Annotated in this window: 24 protein-coding genes and 1 pseudogene; 4 read left to right on the top strand and 21 right to left on the bottom strand. The window is 74.5% G+C overall.

The features are described from left to right. Positions 1-501 precede the first annotated feature (501 nt). The 15 genes and pseudogenes from ABD353_RS08750 to ABD353_RS08680 all read right to left on the bottom strand — a co-directional run bounded on the left by ABD353_RS08750 (position 502) and on the right by ABD353_RS08680 (position 19,594). Positions 502-3,531 carry a helix-turn-helix transcriptional regulator gene (locus tag ABD353_RS08750; RefSeq protein ID WP_344622917.1) on the bottom strand — a complete coding sequence of 1,010 codons (3,030 nt, stop codon included), beginning with the start codon at positions 3,529-3,531 and terminating at the stop codon, positions 502-504. 119 nt (positions 3,532-3,650) lie between these two features. Next, positions 3,651-3,842: a hypothetical protein gene (locus tag ABD353_RS08745; RefSeq protein WP_344622916.1), complete on the bottom strand. Its 192-nt coding sequence runs from the start codon at positions 3,840-3,842 to the stop codon at positions 3,651-3,653. 226 nt (positions 3,843-4,068) lie between these two features. After that, entirely contained in the window at positions 4,069-5,571 is a 1,503-nt protein-coding gene (gene gatB / locus ABD353_RS08740; protein ID WP_344622915.1) for an Asp-tRNA(Asn)/Glu-tRNA(Gln) amidotransferase subunit GatB, read from the bottom strand. Positions 5,572-5,602: 31 nt separating this feature from the next. Further along, positions 5,603-5,842, bottom strand: coding sequence for a hypothetical protein (locus tag ABD353_RS08735; RefSeq protein ID WP_344622914.1), 240 nt, complete (start codon positions 5,840-5,842; stop codon positions 5,603-5,605). Next, entirely contained in the window at positions 5,839-7,332 is a 1,494-nt protein-coding gene (gene gatA, locus ABD353_RS08730; RefSeq protein ID WP_344622913.1) for an Asp-tRNA(Asn)/Glu-tRNA(Gln) amidotransferase subunit GatA, read from the bottom strand. Before gatA ends, ABD353_RS08735 begins: the two co-directional genes overlap by 4 nt. Positions 7,333-7,335: 3 nt before the next feature. Continuing rightward, entirely contained in the window at positions 7,336-7,632 is a 297-nt protein-coding gene (gene gatC, locus ABD353_RS08725; RefSeq protein ID WP_033820075.1) for an Asp-tRNA(Asn)/Glu-tRNA(Gln) amidotransferase subunit GatC, read from the bottom strand. 271 nt (positions 7,633-7,903) lie between these two features. Further along, on the bottom strand, positions 7,904-8,752 hold the full coding sequence (locus tag ABD353_RS08720; RefSeq protein ID WP_344622912.1) for a hypothetical protein: 849 nt from the start codon (positions 8,750-8,752) through the stop codon (positions 7,904-7,906). A 44-nt stretch (positions 8,753-8,796) separates the two neighbouring features. Next, positions 8,797-10,608, bottom strand: a pseudogene (locus ABD353_RS08715) (putative bifunctional diguanylate cyclase/phosphodiesterase); the annotation flags it as partial. A 358-nt stretch (positions 10,609-10,966) separates the two neighbouring features. Next, complete coding sequence (ligA, locus tag ABD353_RS08710; RefSeq protein ID WP_344622911.1) at positions 10,967-13,279, bottom strand: NAD-dependent DNA ligase LigA; 2,313 nt, start codon at positions 13,277-13,279, stop codon at positions 10,967-10,969. Between the two features lie 18 nt (positions 13,280-13,297). Next, a complete protein-coding gene (locus ABD353_RS08705) occupies positions 13,298-14,308 on the bottom strand; it encodes a methionine synthase (protein WP_344622910.1) in 1,011 nt (336 codons plus the stop codon). 54 nt (positions 14,309-14,362) lie between these two features. Further along, positions 14,363-15,502: a hypothetical protein gene (locus ABD353_RS08700; RefSeq protein ID WP_344622909.1), complete on the bottom strand. Its 1,140-nt coding sequence runs from the start codon at positions 15,500-15,502 to the stop codon at positions 14,363-14,365. Between the two features lie 221 nt (positions 15,503-15,723). Beyond that, a complete protein-coding gene (locus ABD353_RS08695; RefSeq protein WP_344622908.1) occupies positions 15,724-16,413 on the bottom strand; it encodes an SDR family oxidoreductase in 690 nt (229 codons plus the stop codon). A gap of 15 nt (positions 16,414-16,428) precedes the next feature. Then, a complete protein-coding gene (locus ABD353_RS08690; protein ID WP_344622907.1) occupies positions 16,429-16,956 on the bottom strand; it encodes an LOG family protein in 528 nt (175 codons plus the stop codon). A gap of 101 nt (positions 16,957-17,057) precedes the next feature. Continuing rightward, positions 17,058-18,185, bottom strand: coding sequence for a tRNA 2-thiouridine(34) synthase MnmA (mnmA, locus tag ABD353_RS08685; RefSeq protein ID WP_344622906.1), 1,128 nt, complete (start codon positions 18,183-18,185; stop codon positions 17,058-17,060). A gap of 227 nt (positions 18,186-18,412) precedes the next feature. Beyond that, entirely contained in the window at positions 18,413-19,594 is a 1,182-nt protein-coding gene (locus tag ABD353_RS08680) for a cysteine desulfurase family protein (RefSeq protein ID WP_344622905.1), read from the bottom strand. 134 nt (positions 19,595-19,728) lie between these two features. On the opposite strand from ABD353_RS08680, the gene ABD353_RS08675 reads away from it, so the two are divergent. Further along, positions 19,729-20,559 carry an IclR family transcriptional regulator gene (locus ABD353_RS08675; RefSeq protein ID WP_344622904.1) on the top strand — a complete coding sequence of 277 codons (831 nt, stop codon included), beginning with the start codon at positions 19,729-19,731 and terminating at the stop codon, positions 20,557-20,559. Here the strand turns inward: ABD353_RS08675 and ABD353_RS08670 are convergent. Next, positions 20,495-21,154 (bottom strand): trimeric intracellular cation channel family protein, encoded by a 660-nt coding sequence (locus tag ABD353_RS08670; protein WP_344622903.1) that lies wholly within the window; start codon positions 21,152-21,154, stop codon positions 20,495-20,497. The genes ABD353_RS08675 and ABD353_RS08670 overlap by 65 nt on opposite strands. Before the next feature lie 130 nt (positions 21,155-21,284). Here ABD353_RS08670 and ABD353_RS08665 point away from each other — a divergent pair, with 130 nt between their 5' ends. Then, complete coding sequence (locus tag ABD353_RS08665; RefSeq protein ID WP_344622902.1) at positions 21,285-21,728, top strand: FHA domain-containing protein; 444 nt, start codon at positions 21,285-21,287, stop codon at positions 21,726-21,728. Positions 21,729-21,846: 118 nt separating this feature from the next. Here the strand turns inward: ABD353_RS08665 and ABD353_RS08660 are convergent, their stop codons facing one another. The 5 genes from ABD353_RS08660 to ABD353_RS08640 all read right to left on the bottom strand — a co-directional run bounded on the left by ABD353_RS08660 (position 21,847) and on the right by ABD353_RS08640 (position 24,564). Next, the gene (locus ABD353_RS08660) at positions 21,847-22,122 is read right to left on the bottom strand and encodes a hypothetical protein (protein WP_344622901.1); all 276 of its coding nucleotides are present in this window, start codon (positions 22,120-22,122) and stop codon (positions 21,847-21,849) included. Beyond that, positions 22,119-22,283 carry a hypothetical protein gene (locus ABD353_RS08655; protein WP_344622900.1) on the bottom strand — a complete coding sequence of 55 codons (165 nt, stop codon included), beginning with the start codon at positions 22,281-22,283 and terminating at the stop codon, positions 22,119-22,121. Before ABD353_RS08655 ends, ABD353_RS08660 begins: the two co-directional genes overlap by 4 nt. Positions 22,284-22,382: 99 nt before the next feature. Beyond that, entirely contained in the window at positions 22,383-23,162 is a 780-nt protein-coding gene (locus ABD353_RS08650) for a ferritin-like domain-containing protein (RefSeq protein WP_344622899.1), read from the bottom strand. 143 nt (positions 23,163-23,305) lie between these two features. Continuing rightward, positions 23,306-24,118: a class I SAM-dependent methyltransferase gene (locus ABD353_RS08645; protein ID WP_344622898.1), complete on the bottom strand. Its 813-nt coding sequence runs from the start codon at positions 24,116-24,118 to the stop codon at positions 23,306-23,308. After that, positions 24,115-24,564, bottom strand: coding sequence for a VOC family protein (locus ABD353_RS08640; protein WP_344622897.1), 450 nt, complete (start codon positions 24,562-24,564; stop codon positions 24,115-24,117). Before ABD353_RS08640 ends, ABD353_RS08645 begins: the two co-directional genes overlap by 4 nt. Before the next feature lie 21 nt (positions 24,565-24,585). Here ABD353_RS08640 and ABD353_RS08635 point away from each other — a divergent pair, with 21 nt between their 5' ends. Then, positions 24,586-25,185 (top strand): CGNR zinc finger domain-containing protein, encoded by a 600-nt coding sequence (locus ABD353_RS08635; protein ID WP_344622896.1) that lies wholly within the window; start codon positions 24,586-24,588, stop codon positions 25,183-25,185. Positions 25,186-25,372: 187 nt separating this feature from the next. Beyond that, positions 25,373-25,591 carry a hypothetical protein gene (locus ABD353_RS08630; RefSeq protein WP_344622895.1) on the top strand — a complete coding sequence of 73 codons (219 nt, stop codon included), beginning with the start codon at positions 25,373-25,375 and terminating at the stop codon, positions 25,589-25,591. Positions 25,592-25,633 lie beyond the last annotated feature (42 nt).

The following is a 25,633-nucleotide window of genomic DNA, read 5'->3' as shown; positions in this document are numbered from 1 at the left end:
CGGCCGGGTCTCGCGGAGCGGCGGCCTCGGACGGTGCGGCAGAGGCGTGCGCGGGAGCGCGGAGCGGGCGCGGAGCTCGATCCGGCAGCCGCCCCGGAGGCCGGTGCGGGGGCCGGGACCTCGGCGGGCAGCACCGCATCGGTGGAGTTCACTCGACATCTCCCCCTCCGGCCCGGGGCTCGTCCGTGCCCGGACCACGGCTGTGCGGCGGCGCGGCCGCGCGATCTGACGCCACGTCAACATCATGTCGCGGGGGGCCCGTTCCGCTCTGCCGTACCGGTGTTCCCGCTCGGGACACTACACCACTGCCGTCACTCAACGGCACGTGCATTCAACTTAGAGTAATGAGCGGACGCCCGGCGGCAGCGCTGGTCCAGTCCTTCCGGTGGGTGTCGGCGGCGCACGGTCGAGGGGCGCGCGCTCACACGCGCCCCTCGCGCCCCCCGTTCGGCCGATCCTCCGTCAGCCGCGCCGACGGGCCCCGGGCCTCTCCTCCGGGACCTACACGGCCGTCTCCGCCTCGAAGAGCCGCAGCCGGTGGGCGACCGCCGCCGCCTCGCCGCGGCCGCTCACGCCGAGCTTGGCGAGGATGTTGGAGACGTGCACGCTGGCGGTCTTCGGCGAGATGTACAGCTCCTCGGCGATCTGCCGGTTGGTGCGGCCGAGGGTGAGCAGCCGCAGCACGTCCCGCTCGCGCGGGGTGAGGCCGAGTTCCGGCCCGTCGTCGGCGGCGGTCCGTGAGCCGTCTCGGGCCTCGGCCCGCTCGGCGGTCAGCCGGGCGCGCCCGGCCAGGTGCGCGACCTCCGACTCCAGGTACCGGTCGCCGCTCGCCCGGGCGGTGTCGGCGGCCTCCTCCAGCAGGGCGCGCGCCTCGTCCCGGCGGCCCGCCGCGGCCGCGCTCTCGGCGGCCCGCAGCAGGGCCAGCGCCAGCGGGCCGGGCAGGCCCACCGGGCGCAGCAGCCCGATCGCCTCGGCCCAGTGCCGGCGGGCGTCGCGGCCCTCGGCGCGGGCGAGCTCGCCGTCCAGCAGGCGCACCCAGGCCCGGTGCAGCGGGACCTGCGGTTCGAGCCGGCCGGCGGCCTCGGCGATCCGCCGCAGCACCACCGGGCGGCCGAGGTCGGCGGCGGGCAGGCCGTGCGAGTCGGCCTCCGCGCCGGCGCCGTGCACGAGCAGCGGCAGCATCAGCGCCTCGTGGCCGGTGGTGAGCTCGATGTCGAGCGTGGCGAGCAGTTCCGACCGGGCGGCGAGCGGCCTGCCCTGCCGGGCGTGGATCCGCACCGCGAGCATCGCGGAGGGCAGGACGTTCTGCGGCTGGCGGGCGAGGTCCGCCGCGCGGGCCCGCCGGTTGAGCTCCGCGGCGGAGTCCAGGTCGCCCGCCAGGAAGCTGAGCTCGCCGCGGAGCCGGTCGAGGAACTCGTGGTACGGGTCGAGCGGCGGCCCGTACTCCCAGGCGTCGAGGGTCGCGGCGGCCTCGGCGCAGCGGCCGAGGGCGGTGAGCGCCTCCACCAGGTTGCCGGTGAGGCAGCCGCCGGCGGTGCCGAGCAGGCCGGTGCGGCCGGCGACCTGGAGGCCCTCGCGGGCGCGGTCCAGGGCCTCCGCGGAGCGGCCGAGGCTCTGCATCAGGCAGGACAGGTTGTTGAGGCCGCGGCAGAGCACGTCGGCGGCGCCGAGTTCGCGGGCCCGGCCGATGGCGTCGGTGAGCAGGGCGATGGCGCGTTCCGGCTCGCCGAACTCGCTGTAGAGGCCCGCCAGGGTGATCCGGGCGTGCTGTTCGACGGCGTCGGCGCCGACCTCGCGGGCGATCCCGGCGGCCTGTTCGGCGACGGCCATGTGGGAGCGGTCGGGGTGGCCCAGCATGCCCTGGGCGGCCTCCATCGCCAGCACCTCGGCCTGGACGGCGGACGGGCCGAGTCCGGACACCAGCCGGTAGGCGTACTGGATCTCGCCGCCGTCGGGGCGTTCCAGGTGCCCGCAGGTCTTGGCGAGCTGCACCCGGAACCACCCCGCGCGGGCGGGTTCGGTGTCCTCGTCGAGCAGGTCCAGGGCGCGCCGCACGAGCGTGACCGCGCGGTCCCAGTCGCCGCTGCGGCGGGCCGCGACGACGGCCTCCGCCAGCACGTCGACCAGTTGCAGCCCGGCGCAGCCGGGCTCGTGCGCCTCGCCGGTGCAGCCGCAGGAGGGGTAGGTCTCGGTCCGGTCGTAGGGGCGGACGGGGGTGCTGCGGACGCCGTCCGGCACCTCGTCCCACAGTTCCAGGACGCGTTCCAGCATGCGCAGCTGCTCGGCGAAGGCGTTGCGGCGGCGGGCCTGCAGGGCGGCCTCCAGGGCGGTGGGCAGCGCCCGGTCCGCCTCGTGCGCGTGGTACCAGTAGTTGGCCAGCCGGGCCGCGCAGGCCTCGCCGCGGACGAGCCCGGGGTCGGCCTCCAGGACGGCGGCGAAGCGGCGGTTGATGCGGTGCCGTTCGCCGGGCAGCAGGTCGTCGGAGACGGCCTCGCGGACGAGGGCGTGCCGGAAGCAGTAGCCGTCGCCGTCGGTGTCGGGGCGCAGCACGCCGGCGCCGACGGCGGTGCGCAGCGCCTCGATCAGCGCCTCCTCGGGGTCGTCGAGGACGGCGGCCAGCAGGTCGTGCTCGACCCGGGTGCCGCCCTCGGCGGCGATCCGCAGGATCTGCTGGGTGTGGTCGGGCAGGGTCTCCACCCGGACGAGCAGGATGTCGCGGAGGCTGTCCGGGATGCCGGCGGTGCAGCCCTCGCGGGCGGCGGAGGCGAGCTGCTCGACGAAGAACGGGTTGCCCTCGGCACGGCGGTGGATGCGGTCCACCAGGACCCGGTCGGGCGAGGCGACGCCGAGGATGCCGGCCAGCTGGGCGGCGGTCTCGGCCGGCCCGAAGCGTTCCAGTTCCAGCCGCTGGGCGGTGCGCAGCCGTTCCAGTTCGGCCAGGTACGGGCGGAGCGGGTGGCGGCGGTGCAGGTCGTCGCTGCGGTAGGTGGCGAGGACGAGCACCCGGGCGCGGTGCAGGGTGCGGATCAGGTAGGCGAGCAGGTCGCGGGTGGAGCGGTCGGACCAGTGCAGGTCCTCGACGACCAGGACGAGCGTGCGGTCCTCGGCGAGCCGCTCGATCAGCCGGGTGGTGTGGTCGAAGAGCCGGGCGCGGCCGAACTCGTCGTTGGAGCCGGCGTCCGCCTCGCCGAACTCCGGCAGCAGCCGGGCGAGGTGGCCCTCCATGCCGGCCGCGGCCTGTTCGAAGGCGGGGCCGAGTTCGCTGTGCAGCCGGCGCAGCGCGGTGGCCAGCGGGCCGTAGGGCAAGCCCTCGGCACCGACCTCCAGGCAGCCGCCGACCGCGGCGACGGCGGACGGTGCGCCGACGCCGTACAGGAACTCCTCCACCAGGCGGGTCTTGCCGATGCCGGCCTCGCCGCCGACGAGGACGGCCTGGGGCTCGCCCGCTGCGGCCCGGGCCAGCGCGGTGGCGAGGAGCTCGGTCTCACGGCCGCGGCCGACGAAGACAGGGCTGACCGCAATCTGCTCCATGCTGGCGAGCATGGCACAGGATTCGGACACGAACTGAGATGCGGTCCCAGGGAGTGGACGGCCGACGGGGAGGGCGCCGCGGGCGTCCTCCCCCGCGCGGTCCCCGGGGCCGCCCGACATCAGCATCCGGCCGGTCCGGCGGTGCGCAGCGGCGCGGCCACGGGGGCGGCGTGCCGCAGGCTCCGGGCGAACCGGCGCAGTCTGCCGGCCCGCGGTCCGCCGGCCCGTGCGGCCTCGTGTGCCAGCCGCTCGATCCCGGCCCGGTGCTCGAGTTCCCGCTGGCGCTGCAGGAAGAGCTCGTACTCCATCACGGCGGTTCACCTCGTTCTGTCCCGGTTCTGTCGTCCTGGTACCGAGACTCCTCTCCGAGGGGGGCCGGGCACATCGGGAGGCTGCCGGATCTTCCGGGGCCGCCGGGCTCAGACGCCGGGCCCCGGGAACGCAGCAGGCCCGTGCCGGCCCCTTAGTCGGGGCGGGCACGGGCCTGGGGCCGCTCCGAGGTACCTAGGGGTACCTCAGAGCGGGCCGGGCAGGTCCTCAGGCGCCGAGGCGCTCCAGGATGAGGTCCTTGACGCGGGCGGCGTCGGCCTGGCCGCGGGTGGCCTTCATGACGGCGCCGACCAGGGCGCCGACGGCCTGCACCTTGCCGTCGCGGATCTTCGCGGCGACGTCCGGGTTGTCGGCGATCGCCTGGTCGACGGCGGCGCCGAGCGCGGAGTCGTCCGAGACCACGGCGAGGCCGCGCTTGCCGACGACCTCGTCCGGCTCGCCCTCGCCGGCCAGCACGCCCTCGATGACCTGGCGGGCCAGCTTGTCGTTGAGCTTGCCCTCGGCGACGAGCGCGCAGACCCGGGCCACCTGGGCCGGGGTGATCGGCTGGTCGGCGAGCTCGGTGCCGGTCTCGTTGGCGCGCCGGGCGAGCTCGCCCAGCCACCACTTGCGGGCCTGGTCGGCGGGGGCGCCGGCGGCCACGGTCTCCAGGATCGGCTCGACGGCGCCGGCGTTCAGCACCGCCTGCATGTCCTTGTCGGACAGGCCCCACTCGGCCTGCAGCCGGGCCCGGCGGACCCGCGGCAGCTCGGGCAGTGCGGCCCGCAGCTCCTCGACCCACTCCCGGGAGGGCGCGATCGGCACCAGGTCGGGCTCGGGGAAGTAGCGGTAGTCCTCCGCCTCCTCCTTGATCCGGCCCGAGGTGGTGCTGCCGTTCTCCTCGTGGAAGTGGCGGGTCTCCTGGACGATGGTGCCGCCGTCCTGCAGGACGGTGGCGTGCCGCTGGATCTCGAACCGGGCGGCCCGCTCGACGCTGCGCAGCGAGTTGACGTTCTTGGTCTCGCTGCGGGTGCCGAACTTCTCCCGGCCGATCGGGCGCAGCGACAGGTTGACGTCGCAGCGCATCTGACCCTTGTCCATCCGGGCCTCGGAGACGCCGAGGGTGCGGATGAGCTCGCGCAGCTCGGTGACGTACGCCTTGGCGACCTCGGGGGCGCGCTCGCCGGCGCCGACGATCGGCTTGGTGACGATCTCGATCAGCGGGATGCCGGCCCGGTTGTAGTCGAGCAGCGAGTACTCGGCGCCGTGGATGCGGCCGGTGGCACCGCCGACGTGGGTCGACTTGCCGGTGTCCTCCTCCATGTGGGCGCGCTCGATCTCCACGCGGAAGACCTCGCCGTCCTCCAGCTGCACGTCGAGGTAGCCGTTGAAGGCGATCGGCTCGTCGTACTGGGAGGTCTGGAAGTTCTTCGGCATGTCCGGGTAGAAGTAGTTCTTCCGGGCGAACCGGCACCACTCGGCGATCTCGCAGTTGAGGGCGAGGCCGATGCGGATCGCCGACTCCACGCCGATCCGGTTGACGACCGGCAGCGAGCCGGGCAGGCCGAGGCAGGTGGGGCAGGTCTGGGTGTTCGGCTCGGCACCGAGCTCGGTCGAGCACCCGCAGAACATCTTGGTCCTGGTACCCAGCTCGACGTGGACCTCAAGGCCCATCACCGGGTCGTACGAGGCCAGCGCGTCCTCGTACGAGACCAGACTGATGACGCTCACAGCGTTTCCTTCACTTCTTCTTCGAGGTCCGTCAGCCGAGCAGCACGTCGTCGTCGCCGAGCTGGCGGAGCTCGCGGACGAGGAGCGCGGTGCCGGTGATCAGGGCGGCGGCGCCGACCAGGGCGTTGATCAGCTTGAGCGTGTCGTTCTCGGTCCGGGCCTTCTTGACGTCCTTGGCGATGGTGACCGCCCCGAACGCGCTGGTGCCGATGGACAGCCACAGGCCGGGCCTGCTGTGCTTGAAGCCCTTGGCCTTCTCGATCCTGCTCACAGTGCCGGTGCCTCCTCCAGCAGGGGGTGTCCCCACTTCTCGTTGAGTGCGGCCTCGACGGCGCCGCCCACGCGGTACAGGCGGTCGTCCGCCATCGCGGGGGCGATGATCTGCAGGCCGACCGGGAGATTGTCCTCCGGGGCCAGGCCGCAGGGCAGCGACATGGCCGCGTTGCCCGCCAGGTTCGACGGGATGGTGCACAGGTCCGCCAGGTACATCGCCATCGGGTCGTCGGCGCGCTCGCCGATCGGGAAGGCGGTGGTCGGGGTGGTCGGGGAGACCAGCACGTCGACCCCGGCGAAGGCGGCGTCGAAGTCCCGCGAGATCAGCGTGCGGACCTTCTGCGCCGAGCCGTAGTAGGCGTCGTAGTAGCCCGAGGAGAGGGCGTAGGTGCCGAGCATGATGCGGCGCTTGACCTCGGGGCCGAAGCCGGCCTCGCGGGTGAGGGCGGTGACCTCCTCGGCGCTGCGGCTGCCGTCGTCGCCGACCCGCAGGCCGTAGCGCATGGCGTCGAAGCGGGCCAGGTTGGAGGAGGCCTCGCTCGGCGCGATCAGGTAGTACGCGGGCAGCGCCAGGGTGAACGACGGGCAGGACACCTCGACGACCTCGGCACCGAGCTCGCGGAGCAGCTCGACCGACTCCTCGAAGCGCTGCATCACGCCGGCCTGGTAGCCCTCGCCGGCGAACTCCTTGACGACGCCGATCCGCATGCCGCGGACGTCGCGCATCCGCGCCGCCTCGACCACGGCCGGAACGGGCGCGTCGACGGAGGTGGAGTCCAGCGGGTCGTGGCCGGCGATGGCCTCGTGCAGCAGCGCCGCGTCCAGCACGGTGCGGGCGCACGGGCCGCCCTGGTCGAGCGAGGAGGAGAAGGCGACCAGGCCGAAGCGGGACACCGAGCCGTAGGTCGGCTTGACGCCGACGGTGCCGGTGACGGCGCCGGGCTGGCGGATCGAACCGCCGGTGTCGGTGCCGATGGCCAGCGGCGCCTCGTAGGCGGCCAGCGCGGCCGCGGAACCGCCGCCGGAGCCGCCGGGGATCCGGGAGAGGTCCCACGGGTTGCCGGTCGGGCCGTAGGCCGAGTTCTCGGTGGAGGAGCCCATCGCGAACTCGTCCATGTTGGTCTTGCCGAGGATGACGACGCCGGCGTCCTTCAGACGGGCCGTCAGCGTGGCGTCGTACGGCGGGATCCAGCCTTCGAGGATCTTCGAGCCGCAGGTGGTCGGAACGCCCTTGGTGGTGAAGACGTCCTTGAGCGCGAGCGGGACGCCGGCCAGCGGGCCGAGCTCCTCGCCGCGGGCGCGCTTGTCGTCGACGGCGCGGGCGGCCTTCAGCGCGCCCTCGGTGTCGACGTGCAGGAAGGCGTTGACCTTCTTGTCGACGGCCTCGATCCGGTCCAGGTGGGCCTGCGCGACCTCGACGGCCGAGACCTCGCCGGCGGAGACGGCGGCGGCGGTCTGCGCGGCCGTGTACTTGATCAGCTCGGTCATCGGTCAGTCCTCCCCGAGGATCTGGGGCACACGGAAACGCTGCTCCTCGCTCGCCGGGGCGCCGGACAGCGCCTGCTCGGGGGTGAGCGACGGCCGCACCTCGTCCGCGCGCATGACGTTGGTCAGCGGCAGCGGGTGGGAGGTCGGCGGGACGTCCTGTCCGGCGACCTCGGAAACGCGGGCGACCGCGCCGATGATCACGTCGAGCTGCTCGGCGAAGTGGTCCAGCTCTTCGGCCTGCAATTCGAGACGCGACAGCCGAGCGAGGTGGGCGACCTCCTCGCGCGTGATGCCAGGCATGCAGCGATCCTCAGGTTCGGGTTCGGGTGAGACCGGGTGCTTGCCCGTCCTCTTGGTCTAAGGACACATCCTATGGCGCGCGCCGCCTCCCCCGGCGCCGCACGGGCCCGGGCGCACCACCGGGAGGGGTCCCCGACCGCCCGCCGGTGGCGAAAGCAACGAGGGAGGGAGCGACGGAGGAGCGACGGAACGTGGGGCACCTCCCGGCCGTCAGGCCGGGGGAGAGCGTCGGCGCCGGGTCAGGAGGGCCCGGAGGCGAGCGGGCGAGTACTCAGAGCGACATCGTGGAGGGGTCTGTGGGTGCGTCGCTGTCGCCGTTCAGCCGGTCGAGGTCGATGGTGTCGGAGGGGGCGGGCGTCTCGGTCGGCACCGGCGTGCCGAACTCCTTGAGCTCGACCCGGCCGGTCTCCTCGCCGCCGGTGCGCTCCATCCTCAGCGGGTACGGGCGGCCGCGGGTGGCCACCGTGAGGGTGCTGGTCGCCCCGCCGGCGGTGCCGGTGACGGGGACGGCCGGGGTGCCGTCGACGGTGACGGGCTTTCCGACGGCGAGTCCCCCGGGGGTCTGCTCGACCAGGGCGCTGCCGAGGGCGTCGAGGTCGCAGACGGTGCCGATCTCGGAGAAGTCGGTGTTGTCGGTGGTGGTCTTCAGGTACTTGTCGCCGACCAGGTCCTCGGTGGCGGCGCCGCCGTGGGTGCGCCAGAACACCTCGTCGGGCTTGACCCACAGCTGCGTGCCGAGCTTGACCAGGCGGAAGGTGCCCTGGCCGCTGAGGCCCATGGTGCCCGCGCAGTTGCCGGCGGTGTCGGCGGACAGGTCGAAGGTGACGGTCTGCCCCTGGCTGCTGCCGCGGCCGGTGATCCGGACGGAGCCGGCCTCCTTGAGCGCGGCCACCGAGCGCTGCACGATCTCGGCCCCCGCGAGGGCGGCGACGCCGTTCTCCGGCTGGGCGGAGGCGGGCGAGGCCGCAGCCGAGGAGCGCGCCGCGGTGCCGCTGCCCGAGCTGCCCGGGGCCGCGCCCGGCGCCCCGCCCGCACCGGTGCCGGCGCAACCGGCGGCACCGGCCAGCAGGACGAGGCCGGCCAGGACGGCGGGCGTCCGCGCCGTCCGCTGCTCGCTCACGGCTGTCTCCTTCGACGGTCCGGTGTGTGCTCAGAGGGTCACACTCAACCGGAACCACCGCATCCGCAACAAGGGCAGCGTGCGAAGGGACCGCAGCACGGCGCCGCTGCGCCCGGCGACCGTTCCGGGCCGGGCACGCGTCTGCCCCCGGACGTCCTGCGCACACCCCCGGGTCGCCCGCGGGGCGCGGGCGGCCGCTACTGCTGGGTCGTCGGGGCGGGCAGCGGGGCGCTCGGCGCCGGCAGCTCCGCCTGCGCCTGGACGGTCGGCAGCGAGCGCGGCTGCGGGACGGGCGGGGCCAGCGGCTGCTGCGGGGCGAGCCGCTCGACCCGGGCGGTACCGGTCTGCCGCACCATCAGCCAGGCGGTCGCCTGGTCGGCGGGCAGCGCGGCGGAGACCAGCCAGCCCTGCACGGCGTCGACGCCCATGCCGTGCAGCCGCTCCCAGGTCTCGTCGTCCTCGACGCCCTCGGCGACCACGGTCAGCCCGAGCGAGTGGGCGAGCTCGACCGAGCAGCGCACCACCGCGGCGTCGTGGTCGTCGGCGACCATCCGGGAGACGAAGGAGCGGTCGATCTTCAGCTCGCCGACCGGCAGGCTGCGCAGCCGGGCCATCGAGGAGTGCCCGGTGCCGAAGTCGTCCAGGGACATGCCGACGCCGTAGCGGCGCAGTTCGGCCAGGGTGTCGGCGGCGCGCCGGGAGTCGTCGAGCAGCAGGCGCTCGGTGATCTCCAGCTGGAGGGCGTGGGCGGGCACCCGGTGCCGGGTGAGGTGGCCGGCGACCCGGGTGGCGAAGCCGGGGTTGAGGACGTCCCGCGGTGAGACGTTGACCGCGACGGGCACCTGCAGCCCCTGGTCGCGCCAGGCGGCGAGCTGGCCGACCGCCGCCTCCAGCACGTAGTCGGTGAGCCGCGGCATCAGACCGCTGGACTCGGCGAGGCCGATGAACTCGTCCGGGGGGACGCGGCCCTGGCCGGGCCGCTCCCAGCGCAGCAGCGCCTCCAGGCCGACCACCCGGCCGTCGAAGGCGACCTTCGGCTGGTAGTGCAGCTGCACCTCGCCGGTCTCCAGGGCGCGCCGCAGGTCGCCGAGCAGGCCGATCCGGTACGGGGTGTCGGTGTCCTGGGCCTCGTGGTAGACCTCGACGCCGCTGCGGCCGCGCTGGGCGTGGCCCATGGCGACGTCGGCCCGGCGCAGAAGCGATTCGGCGTCCCGGGCGTGCGCCGGGTAGACGCAGACGCCTGCACTGGCCTCCAGGACGAGCAGCAGGCCGTCCAGCCGGATCGGGGCGGCCAGTTCGGCGATCAGCGCCTTGGCGATCCGCTCCAGGGTCTCCGGGCGGCCGACGCCCGGCAGCAGGACGGCGAACTCGTCGCCGCCCATCCGGGCCACCACCGGCCGGCCGCCGCGGTGCAGCGGGGAGGGCAGGGCCGCGGCCACCTCGTCGGGCGTGGTGCGGGCGGGGTCGGCGGACGGCCGGGAATGGCCGGTCCGCAGCGCCCGGTGCAGCCTGCGGGCGATGTGCACCAGCAGCCGGTCGCCGGCGGTGTGGCCGAGGGCGTCGTTGAGCGACCGGAACCTGTCCAGGTCGAGCAGCACGATGCCGACGCTGTAGTCCTCCTCGCCGTCGTGCCGGGCGATGGCGTCCTGGGCGGCGAGGAGCAGGGCCTGACGGTTCGGCAGGTCGGTCAGCGGGTCGGTGAGCTGGTCCCGGGCGCGGTCGCGGGCGATCCGCCAGGCGGCGACCAGCACCGCCAGCGGGACGGCGAACAGCGGCAGCAGCTCCGGTTCGTACCGGTAGACCAGCACGGCCAGCGGGATGAGCGGCGCGGCCCCGGCCAACAGCACGCCGAGCAGCAGGACCGCCCCTGCCATCCCCTGCGGCGGGCGTGTGGGCGCGCCGCCGGTCGTACGATCCATATGCCCTGTCCTCCGTCGGGCCCGCCCCGTCAGGCCGCCTTACGGTGAGGCACCGTGCGGTGCCGGTGGACGTCAGGTACAGGGGTGCCCCACGAGCGGCGGCCGGAGCCGCCGCCATTCACCCCTGCTGACACTCTGTTGCGCCAAGGGTAAGCCGGAGTCCGCCGACAGGGCGGACTTTCGGACAACCCCGGGCGCGCCACCGGCAGACCGATGCCGGACAGTGACACAATGCCCGGTTTCCGGCCGGTACACCCCGTGACGCGGTGTCAGGACGATAACAGGATCGGGCCGGTCAGCCCTCGGCGGACCGCTCCGCGGATTCCTCGGCCGGGCCCTCGGCGGCCTTCTCCGTAGGCTGCTCCCCGGTGTCCAGGCCCAGGTGCGCCCGGGCCGCGTCGGCGCCCTGCTCCAGCAGCACCGCGAACCCGGCGTCGTCCAGGACGGGCACGCCCAGCTGCACGGCCTTGTCGTACTTGGAGCCGGGGTTGTCGCCGACCACCACGAAGTGCGTCTTCTTGGAGACCGAGCCGGTCACCTTGGCCCCGCGCGAGGTCAGCGCCTCCTTGGCGCCGTCCCGGGTGTGGCCGGCCAGGGTGCCGGTGACGACCACGGTCAGACCCTCCAGCGGCCGCTCGCCCTCGTCCTCGGCACCGGCCTCGGTGAACCGCACGCCGGCGGCCCGCCACTTCTCCACGATCTCCCGGTGCCACTCCTCGGCGTACCACTCCTTGACCGCCCGGGCGATGATCGGGCCGACGCCCTCGGCGGCGGCCAGCTCCTCCTCGGTGGCGGCGAAGATCCGGTCCAGGTCGCGGAACTCGCGGGCCAGCGCCTGCGCGGCGACCGGGCCGACGTGCCGGATCGACAGGCCGTTCAGGTACCGCCACAGCGGGCGGTCCTTGGCCGCGGCGAGGTTCTCGATCAGCACGGACAGCGACTTCTTCGGCTCGCCCTTGGTGGTGGCGAAGAAGGTCACCACCTTCTCCTCGCCGGTGCGGTCGTCCGGCTTGGGCATGCCGGTCTTGGGGTCGCGCACCAGCACCTTGATCGGCAGCAGCTGCTCCTCGGTGAGGCCGAAGATGTCCCCCTCGTTCTTGACAGGCGGCTCCGCGGGCTCCAGCGGCTGGGTCAGCGCGGTGGCAGCGACGTAGCCGAGGCCCTCGACGTCCAGCGACTCGCGGCCGCCGAGGTACGCCAGGCGCTCGCGCACCTGGGCCGGGCAGTACCGGGCGTTGGGGCAGCGCAGGTCGATGTCGCCCTCGGACATCGGGCGCAGCTCGGTGCCGCACTCGTGGCAGTGCGTCGGCATCACGAACTCCTGCTCGGTGCCGTCCCGCAGGTCCTCGACCGGGCCGAGGATCTCCGGGATCACGTCGCCGGCCTTGCGCAGCACCACGGTGTCGCCCAGCAGGACGCCCTTGGCCTTGACGACCTGCTGGTTGTGCAGGGTCGCGTACTGGACCATCGAGCCGGCCACCTTCACCGGCTCGGCCATGACCGCGTACGGGGTGGCCCGGCCGGTGCGGCCGATGCCGATCTTGATGCTGGCGAGCTTGGCGGTGACCTCCTCCGGCGGGTACTTCCAGGCGATCGCCCACCGCGGGGACGAGGAGGTGGCGCCGAGCCGGCCCTGCAGCGGGATCTCGTCGACCTTGACCACCACGCCGTCGATCTCGTGCTCGACGGAGTGCCGCTGCTCGCCGTACTGCTTGATGAAGGCGCGGACCTCGTCGAGGGTGCCGACCACCCGGTTGTGCCGGGCGGTCGGCAGTCCCCATCCGCGCAGCAGGTCGTAGGCGTGCGACTGGCAGTCGATGTCGAAGCCGACCCGGGCGCCGATGCCGTGCACCACCATGTGCAGCGGGCGGGAGGCGGTGACCAGCGGGTCCTTCATGCGCAGCGAGCCGGCGGCGGCGTTGCGCGGGTTCATGAACAGCCGGACCATCGCGCGCGGTCGTCTGCCCTCCTTGGCCCGCTCCTCGTTCTCCAGGCGGCGGCGCTCGTTCTCGGCGGCGAAGGAGGCGTTCAGCGCCTCGAAGGCCTCCGTCGGGAAGTACACCTCGCCGCGGATCTCCACCAGCTCGGGGACGTTGTCGCCCTGCAGCCGGTGCGGGATCTCCTTGATGGTGCGCACGTTGGCGGTGATGTCCTCGCCGACCCGGCCGTCGCCGCGGGTCGCGGCCAGCACCAGCTCGCCGCGCTCGTAGGTGAGGTTGACGGCCAGTCCGTCCACCTTGAGCTCGCACAGGTAGTGGTAGTCGAGGCCGGAAAGCTCGCGGGCGACGCGCTCGGCCCAGGCGGCGAGCTCCTCGTCGTCCATCGCGTTGTCGAGGCTGAGCAGGCGCTCCCGGTGCTCCACCGAGGCGAAGCCCTCGGCGACGGCGCCGCCCACCTTCTGGGTGGGCGACTCGGGCGTGCGGAGCACGGGGTGGTCGGCCTCGATCGCCTGCAGTTCGCGCATCAGGGCGTCGAACTCGGCGTCGCTGACGACCGGCGCGTCCTGCTCGTAGTAGCGGGCGCGGTGGTCCTCCACCTCGGCCGCCAGCTCGGCGTGCCGCCTGCGGACCTCCGCGGGAACGTCCTCCCAGCCCTCGACCGCCGCCACCGTGCGCCTCCTACCGTCTCACTCCGGGTTGTCCGCCAGGCTCTGCGCGGCCCTGGCGCTGTACGTCAGCGCCCGGCGCGCGTACGCGGGGGACGCCCCCGCCAGCCCGCAGGTCGGTGTCACCACCACGCGGCGGGCCAGCAGCTCGGGGCCGAACCCGAGCCTCTTCCACAGCGTCCTGACACCCTGGACACTACCGGCCGGGTCCGACACAGCCGTGTCGGTGGAGGGCACGACACCGGCGAGGATCACCGTGCCCGCCTCGACGGCCTCGCCGAGGTCGTCGTCCTCACGCCCCGTCAGCAACGAGAAGTCCAGCGACACTCCGGCCACCCCGGCCCGGCGCAGCAGCGGGATCGGCACGCCGGGGGCGCAGCTGTGCACCACCACGGGGACGTCCAGGGCACGGATCACCGAGCGCAGCGCCTCCTCGGCGACCTGCCGGTCGACGGCGCGCAGCCGCTGGAAGCCGCTGGCGGTCTTCACGGCGCCGGCCAGCACGGCGGGCAGCGAGGGCTCGTCCAGCTGCAGGACGGGCTGCGCGCCCGGCACCCGGCGGCGGACGTCGGCGAGGTGGCGGCGCAAACCCTCGGTGAGGGACTCGGCGATGTCCCGGCAGGCGCCGGGGTCGGCGAGGGCCTTCTCGCCGTGCTTGAGCTCCACCGAGGCGGCGAGCGTCCACGGGCCGACGGCCTGCAGTTTGAGCGGGCCCTCGTGGCCCTGGGTGAACTCCTCCAGGGCGTCGAGGTCCTCGCCGAGCCAGGAGTGGGCGCGCCGGGTGTCGCGCCCGGGCCGGTCGGCGAACCGCCAGCCGCTCGGCTCCACCTGGGCGAACAGTTCGACCAGCAGACCGGCCCCGCGGCCGATCATGTCGGCGCCGGGGCCGCGGGCCGGCAGCTCCGGCAGGTGGGGCAGGTGCTCCAGCGCGCCGACCGCCGTCCGGGCCGCCTCCCGGGCGTCCGTACCGGGCAGCGACCCGACGCCGGTGGCGGCGCCGTACAGCTCGGGGAAGGGGAATTCAGTGCTCACACCGCCCGAGCCTAGCCAGAACGGGCGGCCGCACGCCGCCGAGGCCGCCGACGGCTACGGAGTCGGAGCCGTCACCCGGTGGGACTCGAGGGCGAGAGCGGGGCCGCCGAAGGCACTGCCGTAGGCCGCCGCATGGCCGGCGCCGTCCAGCAGCGCGATCCCGGTGACCGTGCAGTGGTCGTTGAGGCCGGGCGCCCATACGGGCACGGTGACGGTGCCGTCCGACGCCACCGCGGGCGCGTCGACCGTGGTGGCGGAGCAGGCGTAGGGGTCTGCGGTCTCCACGGTGACCGACGCGATGCCGCCCTGCACGCCTTCGGGCTTCAGCGTGAGCGGCACGCTCACGCCGCCCGCCGAGGTGTCGAAGGTCGCGGGGATGCTGAAGCCGGCGGCGCTCAGCACGCTGTTCCGGGTGAGGTGCACTGCCGCTGCGGCCGGGAGGTCCTTGGCGACGGCGGTGTTGCCCGCGTTGTCCGCCAGCCGGAGCCGGCTGGGCGTCCAGGTGCCTTCGGGGGTGTCCGCCGGGAAGGTGACCGGCAGGTTGCAGTAGACCGCGCCGGGGCTCGTCTCGAAGCCGTCCGGGCCGCACTCGATCAAACCCCAGCTCAGCGTGTTGGTCTCGACGTCACCGGTGACGGTGGCACCGCCGGGACCTCCGACCGTCAGCCTCGCCCGGTGGAACCCGGATTCCTCGTCCAGAGCGGTGAAGGAGTACTGGTAGGCGACCGGGTTCCCGTCCAGGTACCGGAAGCGGGACTGCGACTTCAGGTAGAAGGACTCGTAGCCGGGTCCGGTGCCGTCCACCAGCTCCGTGGCCGTGACCGAGGTGTGCGGGCCGTTGAGCCGGGAGCGGCCCACCGTGAGCGCAGTGCCCTGGTCGTCCTTGGCGGTGACCTTGACGACGGCCCAGGTCGCGGTCGGCGTGGCGGCGTAGCGGGGCACCGGGAAGTCGTACCGGTAGACGGCGGACTGCGGCGTGCCGGACACCGCATTGGCCTTGAACCAGCTGTCGGGCTGGTGTCGGAAGGTCACGTGGTGCTCCGGGCCGATGCCCCGGCCGTCCGCCCCGACCTGCTGGACGACGACGTCACCCGTGACGTCGGTCGCCGCGACGTTGCCGTCGGTGAGCGTCCATTCGAGCATCGCGGTCGCCTCGCCCGAGGTCGCGTCGACGGTGCTCTGCGCGAAAGCCACGGACGTCAGTGCCAGCCTCGGTGCAGGAGCTGCGTGCGCCTGCCCTGCGACCGTTGCCGCGGCCAACACGCCGGCCGCCACGACCGAACCTCCGCGCACCCCGCGCGATCCGACTGCCCGTCCCGGCATTCCGCCTTCTCCCCTGCCCGTTCGCCCGAAGATCACCGCGGGAGGTTAGCGACCGAACGGGCAGGGAGGCAAAGGGATTTCCGGGAGGTCCGCTACCGGCCCGGGCGGACGGTGATCTCGGTGAGTTCGGCGTCGCGCGGGAGGTCGAGCGCGGTGAGGATCGCGGTGGCCACGGACTCGGGGGCGATCCACTGCGCCGGGTCGTACGCGCGGCCCTCCTGGCGGTGGACCTTCTCCTGCATCGGGGTGGCCGTGCGGCCCGGGTACACGGTGGTGACCCGGACGCCGTTGCCGTGCTCCTCGGCCCGCAGCGCGTCGGCGAGCGCCCGGACGGCGAACTTGCTGGCCGCGTAGGCGGACCAGTCGGCGTCGGCGCGCAGCCCCGCACCGGAGTTGACGAAGACCACGTGGCCGCGGGCCAGCCGCAGCGAGGGCAGCAGCAGCCGGGTGATCTCCGCGGGGGCGACCGCGTTGACGTTCAGCTGCTCCTGCCAGGCCTTCACCGGGAGGTCGCCGACCCGGCCGAGTTCGACCACGCCGGCGATGTGCAGCAGCGAGTCCAGCTCGACCGGCAGGCTCTGGTGGCCGAACGCCCAGGACAGCTTCGCCGGGTCGCCGAGGTCGCCGACCAGGGTGGCGGCACCGGTGAAGCGCTCGCGCAGCTCGGCGGCGCGCCGGGCGTCCCGGGCCAGCAGCAGGACGTCCTCACCGCGGGCGAGCAGTCTCTCGGCGACGACCGCGCCGATGCCGGAGCCGGCGCCGGTGATCAGGTGGGTTCCCATGGGGTGGTCCTGTCGTCAGAGGCGGTCGAGGGCCGCGAAGGCCTCGGCCGGGGTGGTGGCGAACACGACGAGCTCGGCCAGCGGACGCGGCAGGAAACCTTCGGTCTCCATCCGCTCCAGCTGGGTGCGCAGGCCCGCGTAGAAGCCCTCGGTGTCCAGGAACACCACCGGCTTGTCGTGCAGGGCGTGCTTCTTGAGCTCCAGCACCTCGGTGACCTCGTCCAGGGTGCCGAGGCCGCCGACCAGGACGACCACGGCGTCCGCGCGCTCCAGCAGCCGGGCCTTGCGGTCGGCCAGGTCGGGCGCGGTGACCAGCTCGTCGGCGCCCTCGTAGGCCTTGTGCGCGAGCAGTTCCACGGAGATGCCGACGAGCCTGCCGCCGGCCTCCTTCACGCCGTCGGCCAGCAGGCCCATCAGGCCGGCGTGCGAACCGCCCCAAACCAGGGTGTGGCCGCGCTCGCCGAGCAGCCGGGCGAACTCGGCGGCCGGTGCGGTGTAGCGCTCGTCGAGCGAGTACGCGGAGCAGAAGACGGTGATGTTCACAGGACCCCAGATCTACCACGGGCGGCATCCCGCCCGGCGAACAGTTTCGGTACGCGGCCGGTCAGCGCCGTACGGCGACGCCGCTCGGGCGGCGACGGTGCTCAGACGGCGACGGTGCGGCGCTCGGTGGTGGCGATCGTCGCCGAGCCCACCACCCGGGTGCCGTCGTACAGCACCACCGCTTGGCCGGGGGCGATGCCCCGGGCCGGGGTGTCCAGCCGGACGCGCAGCACCTCGCCGTCCAGCTCGGCGGTGACGGGCACCTCCTCGCCGTGCGCGCGCAGCTGCGCCGTGTACCGGCCCTCCCCCGCGGCGGGCTCGCCGCACCAGCGCGGCTTGACCGCGGTCAGCCCCAGCACGTCCAGCCCCTCGGCCGGGCCGACGGTGACGGTGTTGGTCACCGGCGAGATGTCCAGCACGTAGCGGGGCTTGCCGTCCGCGGCCGGACGCCCGATCCGCAGGCCCTTGCGCTGGCCGATGGTGAAGCCGTACGCGCCCTCGTGCTCGCCCAGCTTGGTGCCGTCGGTGTCCACGATGTCGCCGGTGGCGGTGCCGAGGTGCTGGGCCAGGAAGCCCTGGGTGTCGCCGTCCGCGATGAAGCAGATGTCGTGGCTGTCCGGCTTCTTCGCCACGGCCAGCCCACGGCGCTCGGCCTCCAGCCGGATCTCGTCCTTGGTGGTGTCGCCGAGCGGGAACAGCGAGTGCGCCAGCTGGTCGGCGTCCAGCACGCCGAGGACGTACGACTGGTCCTTCGCGCCGTCCACCGCGCGGTGCAGCTCGCGGCCGCCACCGGGGAGGTCGACGATCCGGGCGTAGTGGCCGGTGCACACCGCGTCGAAGCCGAGGGCGATCGCCTTGTCGAGCAGCGCCGCGAACTTGATCTTCTCGTTGCAGCGCAGGCAGGGGTTGGGGGTGCGGCCCGCGGCGTACTCGGCGACGAAGTCGTCGATGACGTCCTCGCGGAAGCGCTCGGCGAGGTCCCAGACGTAGAACGGGATGCCGATCACGTCGGCGGCCCGGCGGGCGTCGCGGGAGTCCTCGATGGTGCAGCAGCCGCGGGCGCCCGTCCGGAACGACTGCGGGTTCGACGACAGCGCCAGATGCACGCCGGTCACGTCGTGGCCGGCCTCGGCGGCACGGGCCGCGGCGACGGCGGAGTCCACACCGCCGGACATCGCGGCGAGCACACGGAGGCGGGGGGCGGTCGGGGCACCGGCGAAGTCACTCATGATGCCCCCAAGCCTACGTGCTCGGGCCGAACGAAATCCGGTCGGCACATCAGGGGCGCGGGGAACTGCGCGATGTGGGACTGATGCACTCACGAACCGGCGGCGGCCCCTGATCCCCGCGGCTCACCACCCCCGGACCGCGCAGTTCTCCCCCAGCCTTCGGCCGGGAGGTGCCCCCACGCGCTCCTGACGTGCTGCCCCTGTGTTGCTTTCCCGGGCGGAGCGCGTCAGCGGCGGGCGGTGGCGAGGCCCGCGTTGCGGGCGCGTTCGACGGCCGGGGTGATGGCGTCGGTCAGGGCGTCGACGTCCCCGGGGGTGGAGGTGTGGCCGAGGGAGAAGCGGAGGCTGGCGCGGGCGAGCAGCGGGTCCGCCCCCATGGCGAGCAGCACGTGGCTGGGCTGCGGCACGCCGGCCGAGCAGGCGGAGCCGGTCGAGCATTCGACGCCCTGGGCGTCGAGCAGCATGAGCAGGGCGTCGCCCTCGCAGCCGGGGAAGGAGAAGTGGGCGTTGGCGGGGAGCCGTCCGGCCGGGTCGGGGTCGCCGTTGAGGACGGCGTCGGGGACGGCGGCGGTGACGGCGGCGACGAGTCCGTCGCGGAGGGCGCCGACCGTGGTGGCGAAGTCGCTGCGCCGTTCGACGGCGAGTGCGGCCGCGGCGGCGAAGCCTGCGGAGGCGGGCACGTCGAGGGTGCCGGAGCGGACGTCGCGTTCCTGGCCGCCGCCGTGCAGCAGCGGGACGGGGGTGGCGTTGCGGGCGAGCAGCAGGGCGCCGATGCCGTACGGGCCGCCGATCTTGTGGCCGGTGACGGTGAGTGCGGTGAGTCCGGAGTCGGCGAAGGAGACCGGGACCTGGCCGAGCGCCTGCACCGCGTCCGCGTGCATGGGGATGTCGAACTCGCGGGCGACGGCGGCGAGTTCGACGACGGGCTGGAGGGTGCCGACCTCGTTGTTGGCCCACATGACGGTGATCAGGGCGACGTCGGCGGGGTTGCGGAGGACGGCCTCGCGCAGCGCGTCGGGGTGGACCCGCCCGTACGCGTCGACGGGCAGGTAGTCGACCTGGGCGCCCTCGTGCTCGGAGAGCCAGTGGACGGCGTCGAGGACGGCGTGGTGCTCGACGGGGCTGCACAGGATGCGGCGGCGGGCCGAGTCGGCGTCGCGGCGGGCCCAGTAGAGGCCCTTGACGGCGAGGTTGTCCGACTCGGTGCCGCCGGCGGTGAGGACGATCTCGCTGGGTCGGGCGCCGAGGGACTCGGCGAGCGACTCCCGGGACTCCTCGACGACCCGGCGGGCGCGGCGGCCGGCCGCGTGCAGCGAGGAGGCGTTGCCGACGACGCCGAGGTGGGCGGTCATGGCGGCGACCGCCTCGGGGAGCATCGGCGTGGTGGCCGCATGATCGAGGTATGGCATGGCGGCTCCCAGTGTAGGGGCCGTCACCGGGTGCGCCGGGCGGGAGGTCCGCCGGGGTCACGATTTGGCCATTGCAGCCCGTGCAACGCGCCGTTAGCCTCCTGCCTCACTGCCGTGCGTTGAGGGGTGGACGGATGTCGCAGACGGTGGACCGGGCCCTGACGATCCTCGCCTCGCTCGGAGAGGGTCCCGCCTCGCTCGAGCAGGCGGCCGCCCGGATCGGCGTGCACAAGTCGACGGCGCTGCGGCTGCTGCGGACCCTGCAGGAGCACGGCTTCGTGCACCGCCAGCCGGACCACCGCTACCGGCTGGGCGGGCGGCTGTTCGGGCTGGCGCAGCAGGCCCTGGAGTGCATCGACATCCGGCAGGTCGCCGCGCCGTACCTGGCCTCGCTGTGCGAACGGTACGGGCACACGGTGCAGCTGGCGGTGCTGGAGGACGGCTCGGTGCTGTACCTGGACCGGGTCGAGGGCCGGTACCCGGCGGAGCCGAGCGGTGCCCCGGAGGCGGCCGGCCGGATCGGCACCCGTGTCCCGGCGGCGGCGAGCGCGGCCGGCAAGGTGCTGCTGGCCGATCTGCCGGAGGAGCAGCTGACGGCCCTTCTGGACGGCCCGGACGGCGGGCCCGCGACGGCCGCGCCCCCGGCCGACGGACTGCGGGCCGACGGGCTGCGGGCGGAACTGGCGGCGGTGCGCCGGCAGGGCTGGGCGGCGGGCCAGGGCGGCTACCGGGACTCGGTGGACTGCCTGGCGGCGCCGATCGTGGGCGCCGAGGGCCGGTCCATCGCGGTGTGCACCATCTCCGCCCCGCCCCGCCTCGCACCGGGCGCCGAACTGAGCCGGCTGCTGCCGGAGCTGCTCTGCACGGCGGAGGCGATCTCGCTGGCGTACGGCGGTTCGCCTACTCCTCGCTGGTGCGAGAATCGTTGCGGTGCCAAGCACGCGGTGCGCGCCAGCCGTACCTGAGCGCGAGCATCCGGATGGCGAAGGCGCTGAGCGCGGCCGCACCGGCGTTCAGCGGGGTGAGCCGGTTGCCGGCGATGAGCGCCGCGACGACGGTGGAGCCGACCAGGGCGGGCACGGCGTAGATCTCGCGGTCCCAGCGCAGCAGGGCGGGCGGTTCGAGGGCGAGCAGGTCGCGGACGACGCCGCCGCCGGCCGCGGTGAGCATGCCCAGGGCGACGGACGGGACGAAGCCGAGGCCGTAGTCGTGGGCCTTGATGGTGCCGGCGACGCAGAACAGGCCGAGTCCGGCGGCGTCCAGGGTCTGCACGGCGGTGTTGATCCGTTCGACCTGCGGGTGCAGGAAGAAGACGACGAGCCCGGCGGCGAGCGGGGTGGAGAAGTAGCCGAGGTCGGAGAAGGCCGCCACCGGCGTGGCCCCGATGACCAGGTCGCGCATGACGCCCCCGCCGAGGGCGGTCGCCTCGGCGAGGACGCAGATGCCGAAGATGTCCATGTTCTTGCGGACGGCCAGCAGGCCGCCGGACAGGGCGAAGACGAAGATGCCGACCAGGTCCAGGGCCTGCTGCAGCCCCGGGGAGAAGATTTGCGAGCTCACCGCCCCATCCTCCCCGGTCGGATTGTCCGATCTTGCACCACCCTGCCGCGAGGTACGCCCGGTCGGGGGATCGCCCCGGGCGGCACCGTTCCGGCAGACTCCGCTGCAGGGCCGAAGGCCGGGGGCGCGGGTGCCGTACGGCGCTGTCGACCGGTGCCACTGCGGAGCCTCCCGGCCGGACGGGCGGCAGCTGGTCTGCCGCGGCTGCCTGACGCCGTACGCACTGCTGCGGCCGGGGCCGGTGCTGCGACTGGAGTTCCCGACCGGCACCGTCGAACCGGCCGCCGGCGAGCAGGCGGTGCTCGGCCGGGACCCGGTGCAGTCGCCGTACGCGTACCTCTTCCGGGACCTGCCCGTCATGTCGGCACGGCACCTGAGGGCCGGACTCCCGCCCGGCGGCCCGGCCTGGGTGGAGGACCTGGGCTCCACCAACCGCACCACCCTGAACGGCCGCCGCCTCCGGCCCGGCGAACGCCCCCCACCGACGGAGACCGCCTCCGCATCGCCCGCGACATCCCCGTCCGCATCCACCTCCCCCCTCCGGTCCTGCCGTAGGGGGCGCGGAGAACCCTGATACGTCCGAGCCGGAACAGGGGCGCGTCCCCGCTAGCAGGCACAGCCCCCGGCCTGCGCAGTTCTCCCCCCAGCCTTCGCCCGGGAGGTGACCCCACGCACCCCTGCGGTCTCGCCCCTCAGTGCGGCGGCAGGGTGTGGACCGCTCGGGAGAGGGGGTGGTGGGCCTCGCCGAGGTCGGCGAGCGGCTGCTGGTGGGTGGGGCAGTGCGGGGTGCGGTGGCCGCGGCAGTCGGGCAGCGGTCCTGCGGCGGGTGCGGCGGGGCCGAAGGTCGGGCAGCCGGGGGCCGGGCAGCGCCAGCGGCGGGAGAGCAGGTCGCGGCGGGGTCCGTCGCCGCGGCGGCGGTAGGGCCCGGCGGCGAGCAGCGCGCTCTCCTCCTCCTTGCGGGAGATCACCCAGTCGGGGGCAGTTCCATCAGGCGGGGGACGACGGCGATGCCGGGTGGGGCGCCGATCGGAACGGGTTTCAGGAAGCGCCGCCGGAAGCGGCCGAGGTCGGCGGCCCGGCTGCCGAGGAGTCCGGTCTCGCGGACCACGTCGGAGAGGTCGACGACCACGTCGGCGGCGAGCGCGTCGACGGCGGGGTGCGGCCCCGGCTGTATGGCACGGAAGGCAGCACCCCGCCGTCGGGCGGTTCGGTCCTTCGCCCGATCGGGTCAGGCGAAGGACTCCTGCGGGGCCGGGCCGCCGAGGGCGTTGCGCCGCTCGGGCATCGCCAGGGTGGTCATCCGCCGCCAGCCGAGGGCGCGTTCGTAGAGGTAGACGCCGTGGATGCCGGCCGCGAGCGCCGCCGACTTGGCGCGCGGCCAGCGGAGGATCGTCCCCATGTGCGCCATGACGGCGAGGCTGACGTCGCGGTAGGTGCGGATCTCGGCGTGCGCGGTCCGCTGAAGGGTGGTCAGGATCGCCCGGCCGTGGCCCTCGGCGGCGAGGCGCAGCAGTTCCTCGTGGCAGAAGGCGAGGTGGTTGTCCTCGTCGTTGGAGATCATGCGTACCGCGCGGCCGACCACCGGGTGGTCGCCGAAGACCTTCTTCAGCAGCTGCATCTGCTCGGCGGCGCGCTGCTCGGTGACCCGGCTGTGCGCGAGGTAGGTGATGACGTCCTGCCGGGTGAGCGGTTCGTCGCGCTTGAGCCTGGTGTGGGCGAGGCCGATGCCCTGGCGTTCCAGCATCATCGTGTAGTCGGTGTCGTCGGGGACGTCGACCGGTGCGAGGCCGCGCTTGTGGAGCAGGGCGTTGAAGATCCGGCCGTGCTTGTCCTCGTCGGCGCCGTGGCGGGCGATCTTGGGGGCGAGGACCTGGTCGGAGACCAGCTTGGAGATCCGCCCGTTCTCCCAGCCGCCCTGGTCCTCGCCCTTGGCGGCGATGCTGCAGAACAGCCGGAACGAGTCGTCGTTGTCGTGGATCTCCTGGAACAGGCTGCGTGCGGAGAGCATCTGGCCCACCTCCCCCGGTCGCCGGGCAGGCGCCGTCGTCGATCGGATCCGAACACCGTCAGTGAACGCAGCCTCCCGGGCGCCCGCAACAGCAGGCCGGGCGGCACTGGTCCGGACGAAGGACCCGCGCCGCCCGGGGCCGCTCAGCCGCGGGTTCCGGTGGCGACCAGTGCGGCGACCGGCAGGCCCCGGGCCGCGTACGGGGCGGCCAGCCGGAGGTACTCGGTGCGGATCGCGTCGATCTCCTCGGGCGGGCGGCCCTCGACCAGGGCGGCGGTGATCACTGTGCCGCCGAGGACGTGCCGCCACCAGTCGGCCGGGTCGACCCGGTGCGTCCAGCGGACCCGGTCGACCGACACCTCGGTGAAGCCGGCGCCGGCGAGCAGGGCGGCGAGGCCGTCGGGCGAGGCGTACCGGGTGAAGGGGGCGACGCCGGGGAGTCCGGCGGGCGGCGGGCCGCCGGCCGCGCGGACGGCGTCGAAGACCAGGCCCTGCGCCCGGTTGGCGGCGAGGGTGTCCCAGCAGGAGAGGGCGAGCCGGCCGCCGGGGGCGAGCACCCGGTGGAGGTCGGCCGCGGCGGCGGGCGGGTCGGGCACGTGGTTGATCACGAAGGCGCCGACCGTCGCGTCGAACCGGCCGTCCGGGTACGGGAGCCCGGGCAGGGCCGCCCGTTCGACCCGGGCGCCGGACAGCGCGGCCGCGGCGGCCTCGACCATCTCGGGGACGGCGTCGGTGGCGGTCACGTCGGCGCCGCGCCGCAGGGCGAGCGCGGCGAGCCGGCCGGTGCCGCAGCCGACCTCCAGCAGCCGGGTGCCGGGGCCCGCGCCGACGGCGTCGAGCAGAGCCGGGTGGGCCCCGGCGGTCATCGCGCCGAAGCCCTCGCCGTAGGTGGTGCTGCGGGCGGCCCAGCCGCGCCGTTCGAACGCGGCGAAGTCCGCCGCCCCTGCGCCGCTCACTGGACGCAGAACTCGTTGCCCTCGGGGTCGGCGAGGGTGACGTGCCTGGTGCCGGGCTCGTCGATCCGGGCGAGCACGGTGGCCCCCAGGGCGACCAGCCGGTCCACCTCGGCCTCACGGCGCTCGGGCCCGGCGTGCAGGTCGAGGTGGAGCCGGTTCTTGACGGTCTTGGCCTCGGGGACGGCCTGGAAGAGCAGGCGCCGGCCGTGGCCGATGCCGGTGGCCGGGTCGAAGGGGTCCTCGGGGTGCCGGACGGCGGCCATCGCCTTGAAGGCCTTGCGCCCGTCGACGACCGTCCAGGCCTCGGCGGGCAGCATGCCGCCGGTGATCAGCCGCTCCACGACGGGGCTGTTGTCCTCGACGAGGTAGCCGAGGGCCTCGCCCCAGAACGCGGCCTGGCGGTGCGGGTCCGCGCAGTCCACGACGATCTTGTAGTCGAGAGTCATGCTACCGGTTATAGTGGTTACATGGACGACGCCGCAACCGGACTCGTGCTGCACCACCCCGACGGCACCTCCCACCGCTTCGACCCCGGCGCGCTCTGCCTGGAGCTGCTGCCCACCGGCGGGGCCGGCGCCCACGCCCGCTACGAGGTGCTGCACCGGCCCGCCGACCTCGCCGAGTGGATCGCCGCCTGCCGGCTGGACACCGGCGAGGTCGCCGTCGACGAGGCCGGGGTGGCCGCCGCCCGGGAGCTGCGCGACGCGCTCTGGCGGCTCACCGAGGCCAGGGCCGAGGGCCTCCCCGGCGCCCCCGCGGACTACGCGGCGGTCAACCGGGCCGCCGCCGCTCCCCCGCCCGTCCCCCGGATCGGCCCCGACGGACGGCGCGCCGAACCCGCGCCCACCACCGCGGGCGCGGTGCTCTCCGCGGTCGCCCGGGATGCCGTCGAGCTGTTCACCGGCCCGTACGCCGACCGGATCCGCGTCTGCGGCGCCCACGACTGCCAACTGCACTTCGTCGACACCTCGCGGCCCGGCCGGCGGCGCTGGTGCTCGATGGAGCGCTGCGGCAACCGGCAGAAGGTCCGGGCGCTGCGCGCCCGGCAGTCGGGAGGAGAGGGCTGACGCCCACCGGGCTCACCGGGGACGCAGGCCGGCGGATCGGCGTCCCGCGCACCCTGCCGCACCGCCCGGGGCGCTCTGGCTGCTCGTCACCTCGGCCGGGGGCACCGCGCTCCGGCCGGGCGCGGGCGTCCACCCGCCGGGCGGCCCCGGCAGCCGGTACGAGTCGTCGGACGGCACCACCGGCGAGGTGCGCAGCCACCACCCGGGCTCGCGGCTGCGGCTGACCCGGCGTCCGCCCGGCCGCGCCGCCGACACCGTGCTGCAGGTGACCGTCTCGCCCGCACCGCACGGCGTGGCGCTCCGCTTCCACCGGGAGCGGCCGGCCGACGCGGCGGAGCGGGAGCGGCGGCGGGTGCACCGGGCCGCGGTGATCGACGCGCTGGAACGCCTCGGCCCGGGTGCCTGATTCAGGCACCCGGGCCGGGGTGGGTACTGCTTCGAACAGACT

Source organism: Kitasatospora arboriphila (assembly GCF_039528095.1).
Taxonomy (GTDB): Bacteria; Actinomycetota; Actinomycetes; order Streptomycetales; family Streptomycetaceae; genus Kitasatospora; species Kitasatospora arboriphila.
Note: the sequence above shows the minus strand (reverse complement) of the source record. Positions and strands in the feature narration are given on the sequence as shown.

What these genes read in the sequence shown, in the direction of transcription:
- ABD353_RS08750 (WP_344622917.1), bottom strand. Translation starts at nt 3,531, where the DNA reads ATGGAGCAGATTGCGGTCAGCCCTGTCTTCGTCGGCCGCGGCCGTGAG.
- gatA (WP_344622913.1), bottom strand. Translation starts at nt 7,332, where the DNA reads ATGACCGAGCTGATCAAGTACACGGCCGCGCAGACCGCCGCCGCCGTC.
- gatC (WP_033820075.1), bottom strand. Translation starts at nt 7,632, where the DNA reads ATGCCTGGCATCACGCGCGAGGAGGTCGCCCACCTCGCTCGGCTGTCG.
- ABD353_RS08695 (WP_344622908.1), bottom strand. Translation starts at nt 16,413, where the DNA reads ATGGGAACCCACCTGATCACCGGCGCCGGCTCCGGCATCGGCGCGGTC.
- mnmA (WP_344622906.1), bottom strand. Translation starts at nt 18,185, where the DNA reads ATGAGTGACTTCGCCGGTGCCCCGACCGCCCCCCGCCTCCGTGTGCTC.
- ABD353_RS08680 (WP_344622905.1), bottom strand. Translation starts at nt 19,594, where the DNA reads ATGCCATACCTCGATCATGCGGCCACCACGCCGATGCTCCCCGAGGCG.
- ABD353_RS08675 (WP_344622904.1), top strand. Translation starts at nt 19,729, where the DNA reads ATGTCGCAGACGGTGGACCGGGCCCTGACGATCCTCGCCTCGCTCGGA.
- ABD353_RS08650 (WP_344622899.1), bottom strand. Translation starts at nt 23,162, where the DNA reads ATGCTCTCCGCACGCAGCCTGTTCCAGGAGATCCACGACAACGACGAC.
- ABD353_RS08640 (WP_344622897.1), bottom strand. Translation starts at nt 24,564, where the DNA reads ATGACTCTCGACTACAAGATCGTCGTGGACTGCGCGGACCCGCACCGC.
- ABD353_RS08635 (WP_344622896.1), top strand. Translation starts at nt 24,586, where the DNA reads ATGGACGACGCCGCAACCGGACTCGTGCTGCACCACCCCGACGGCACC.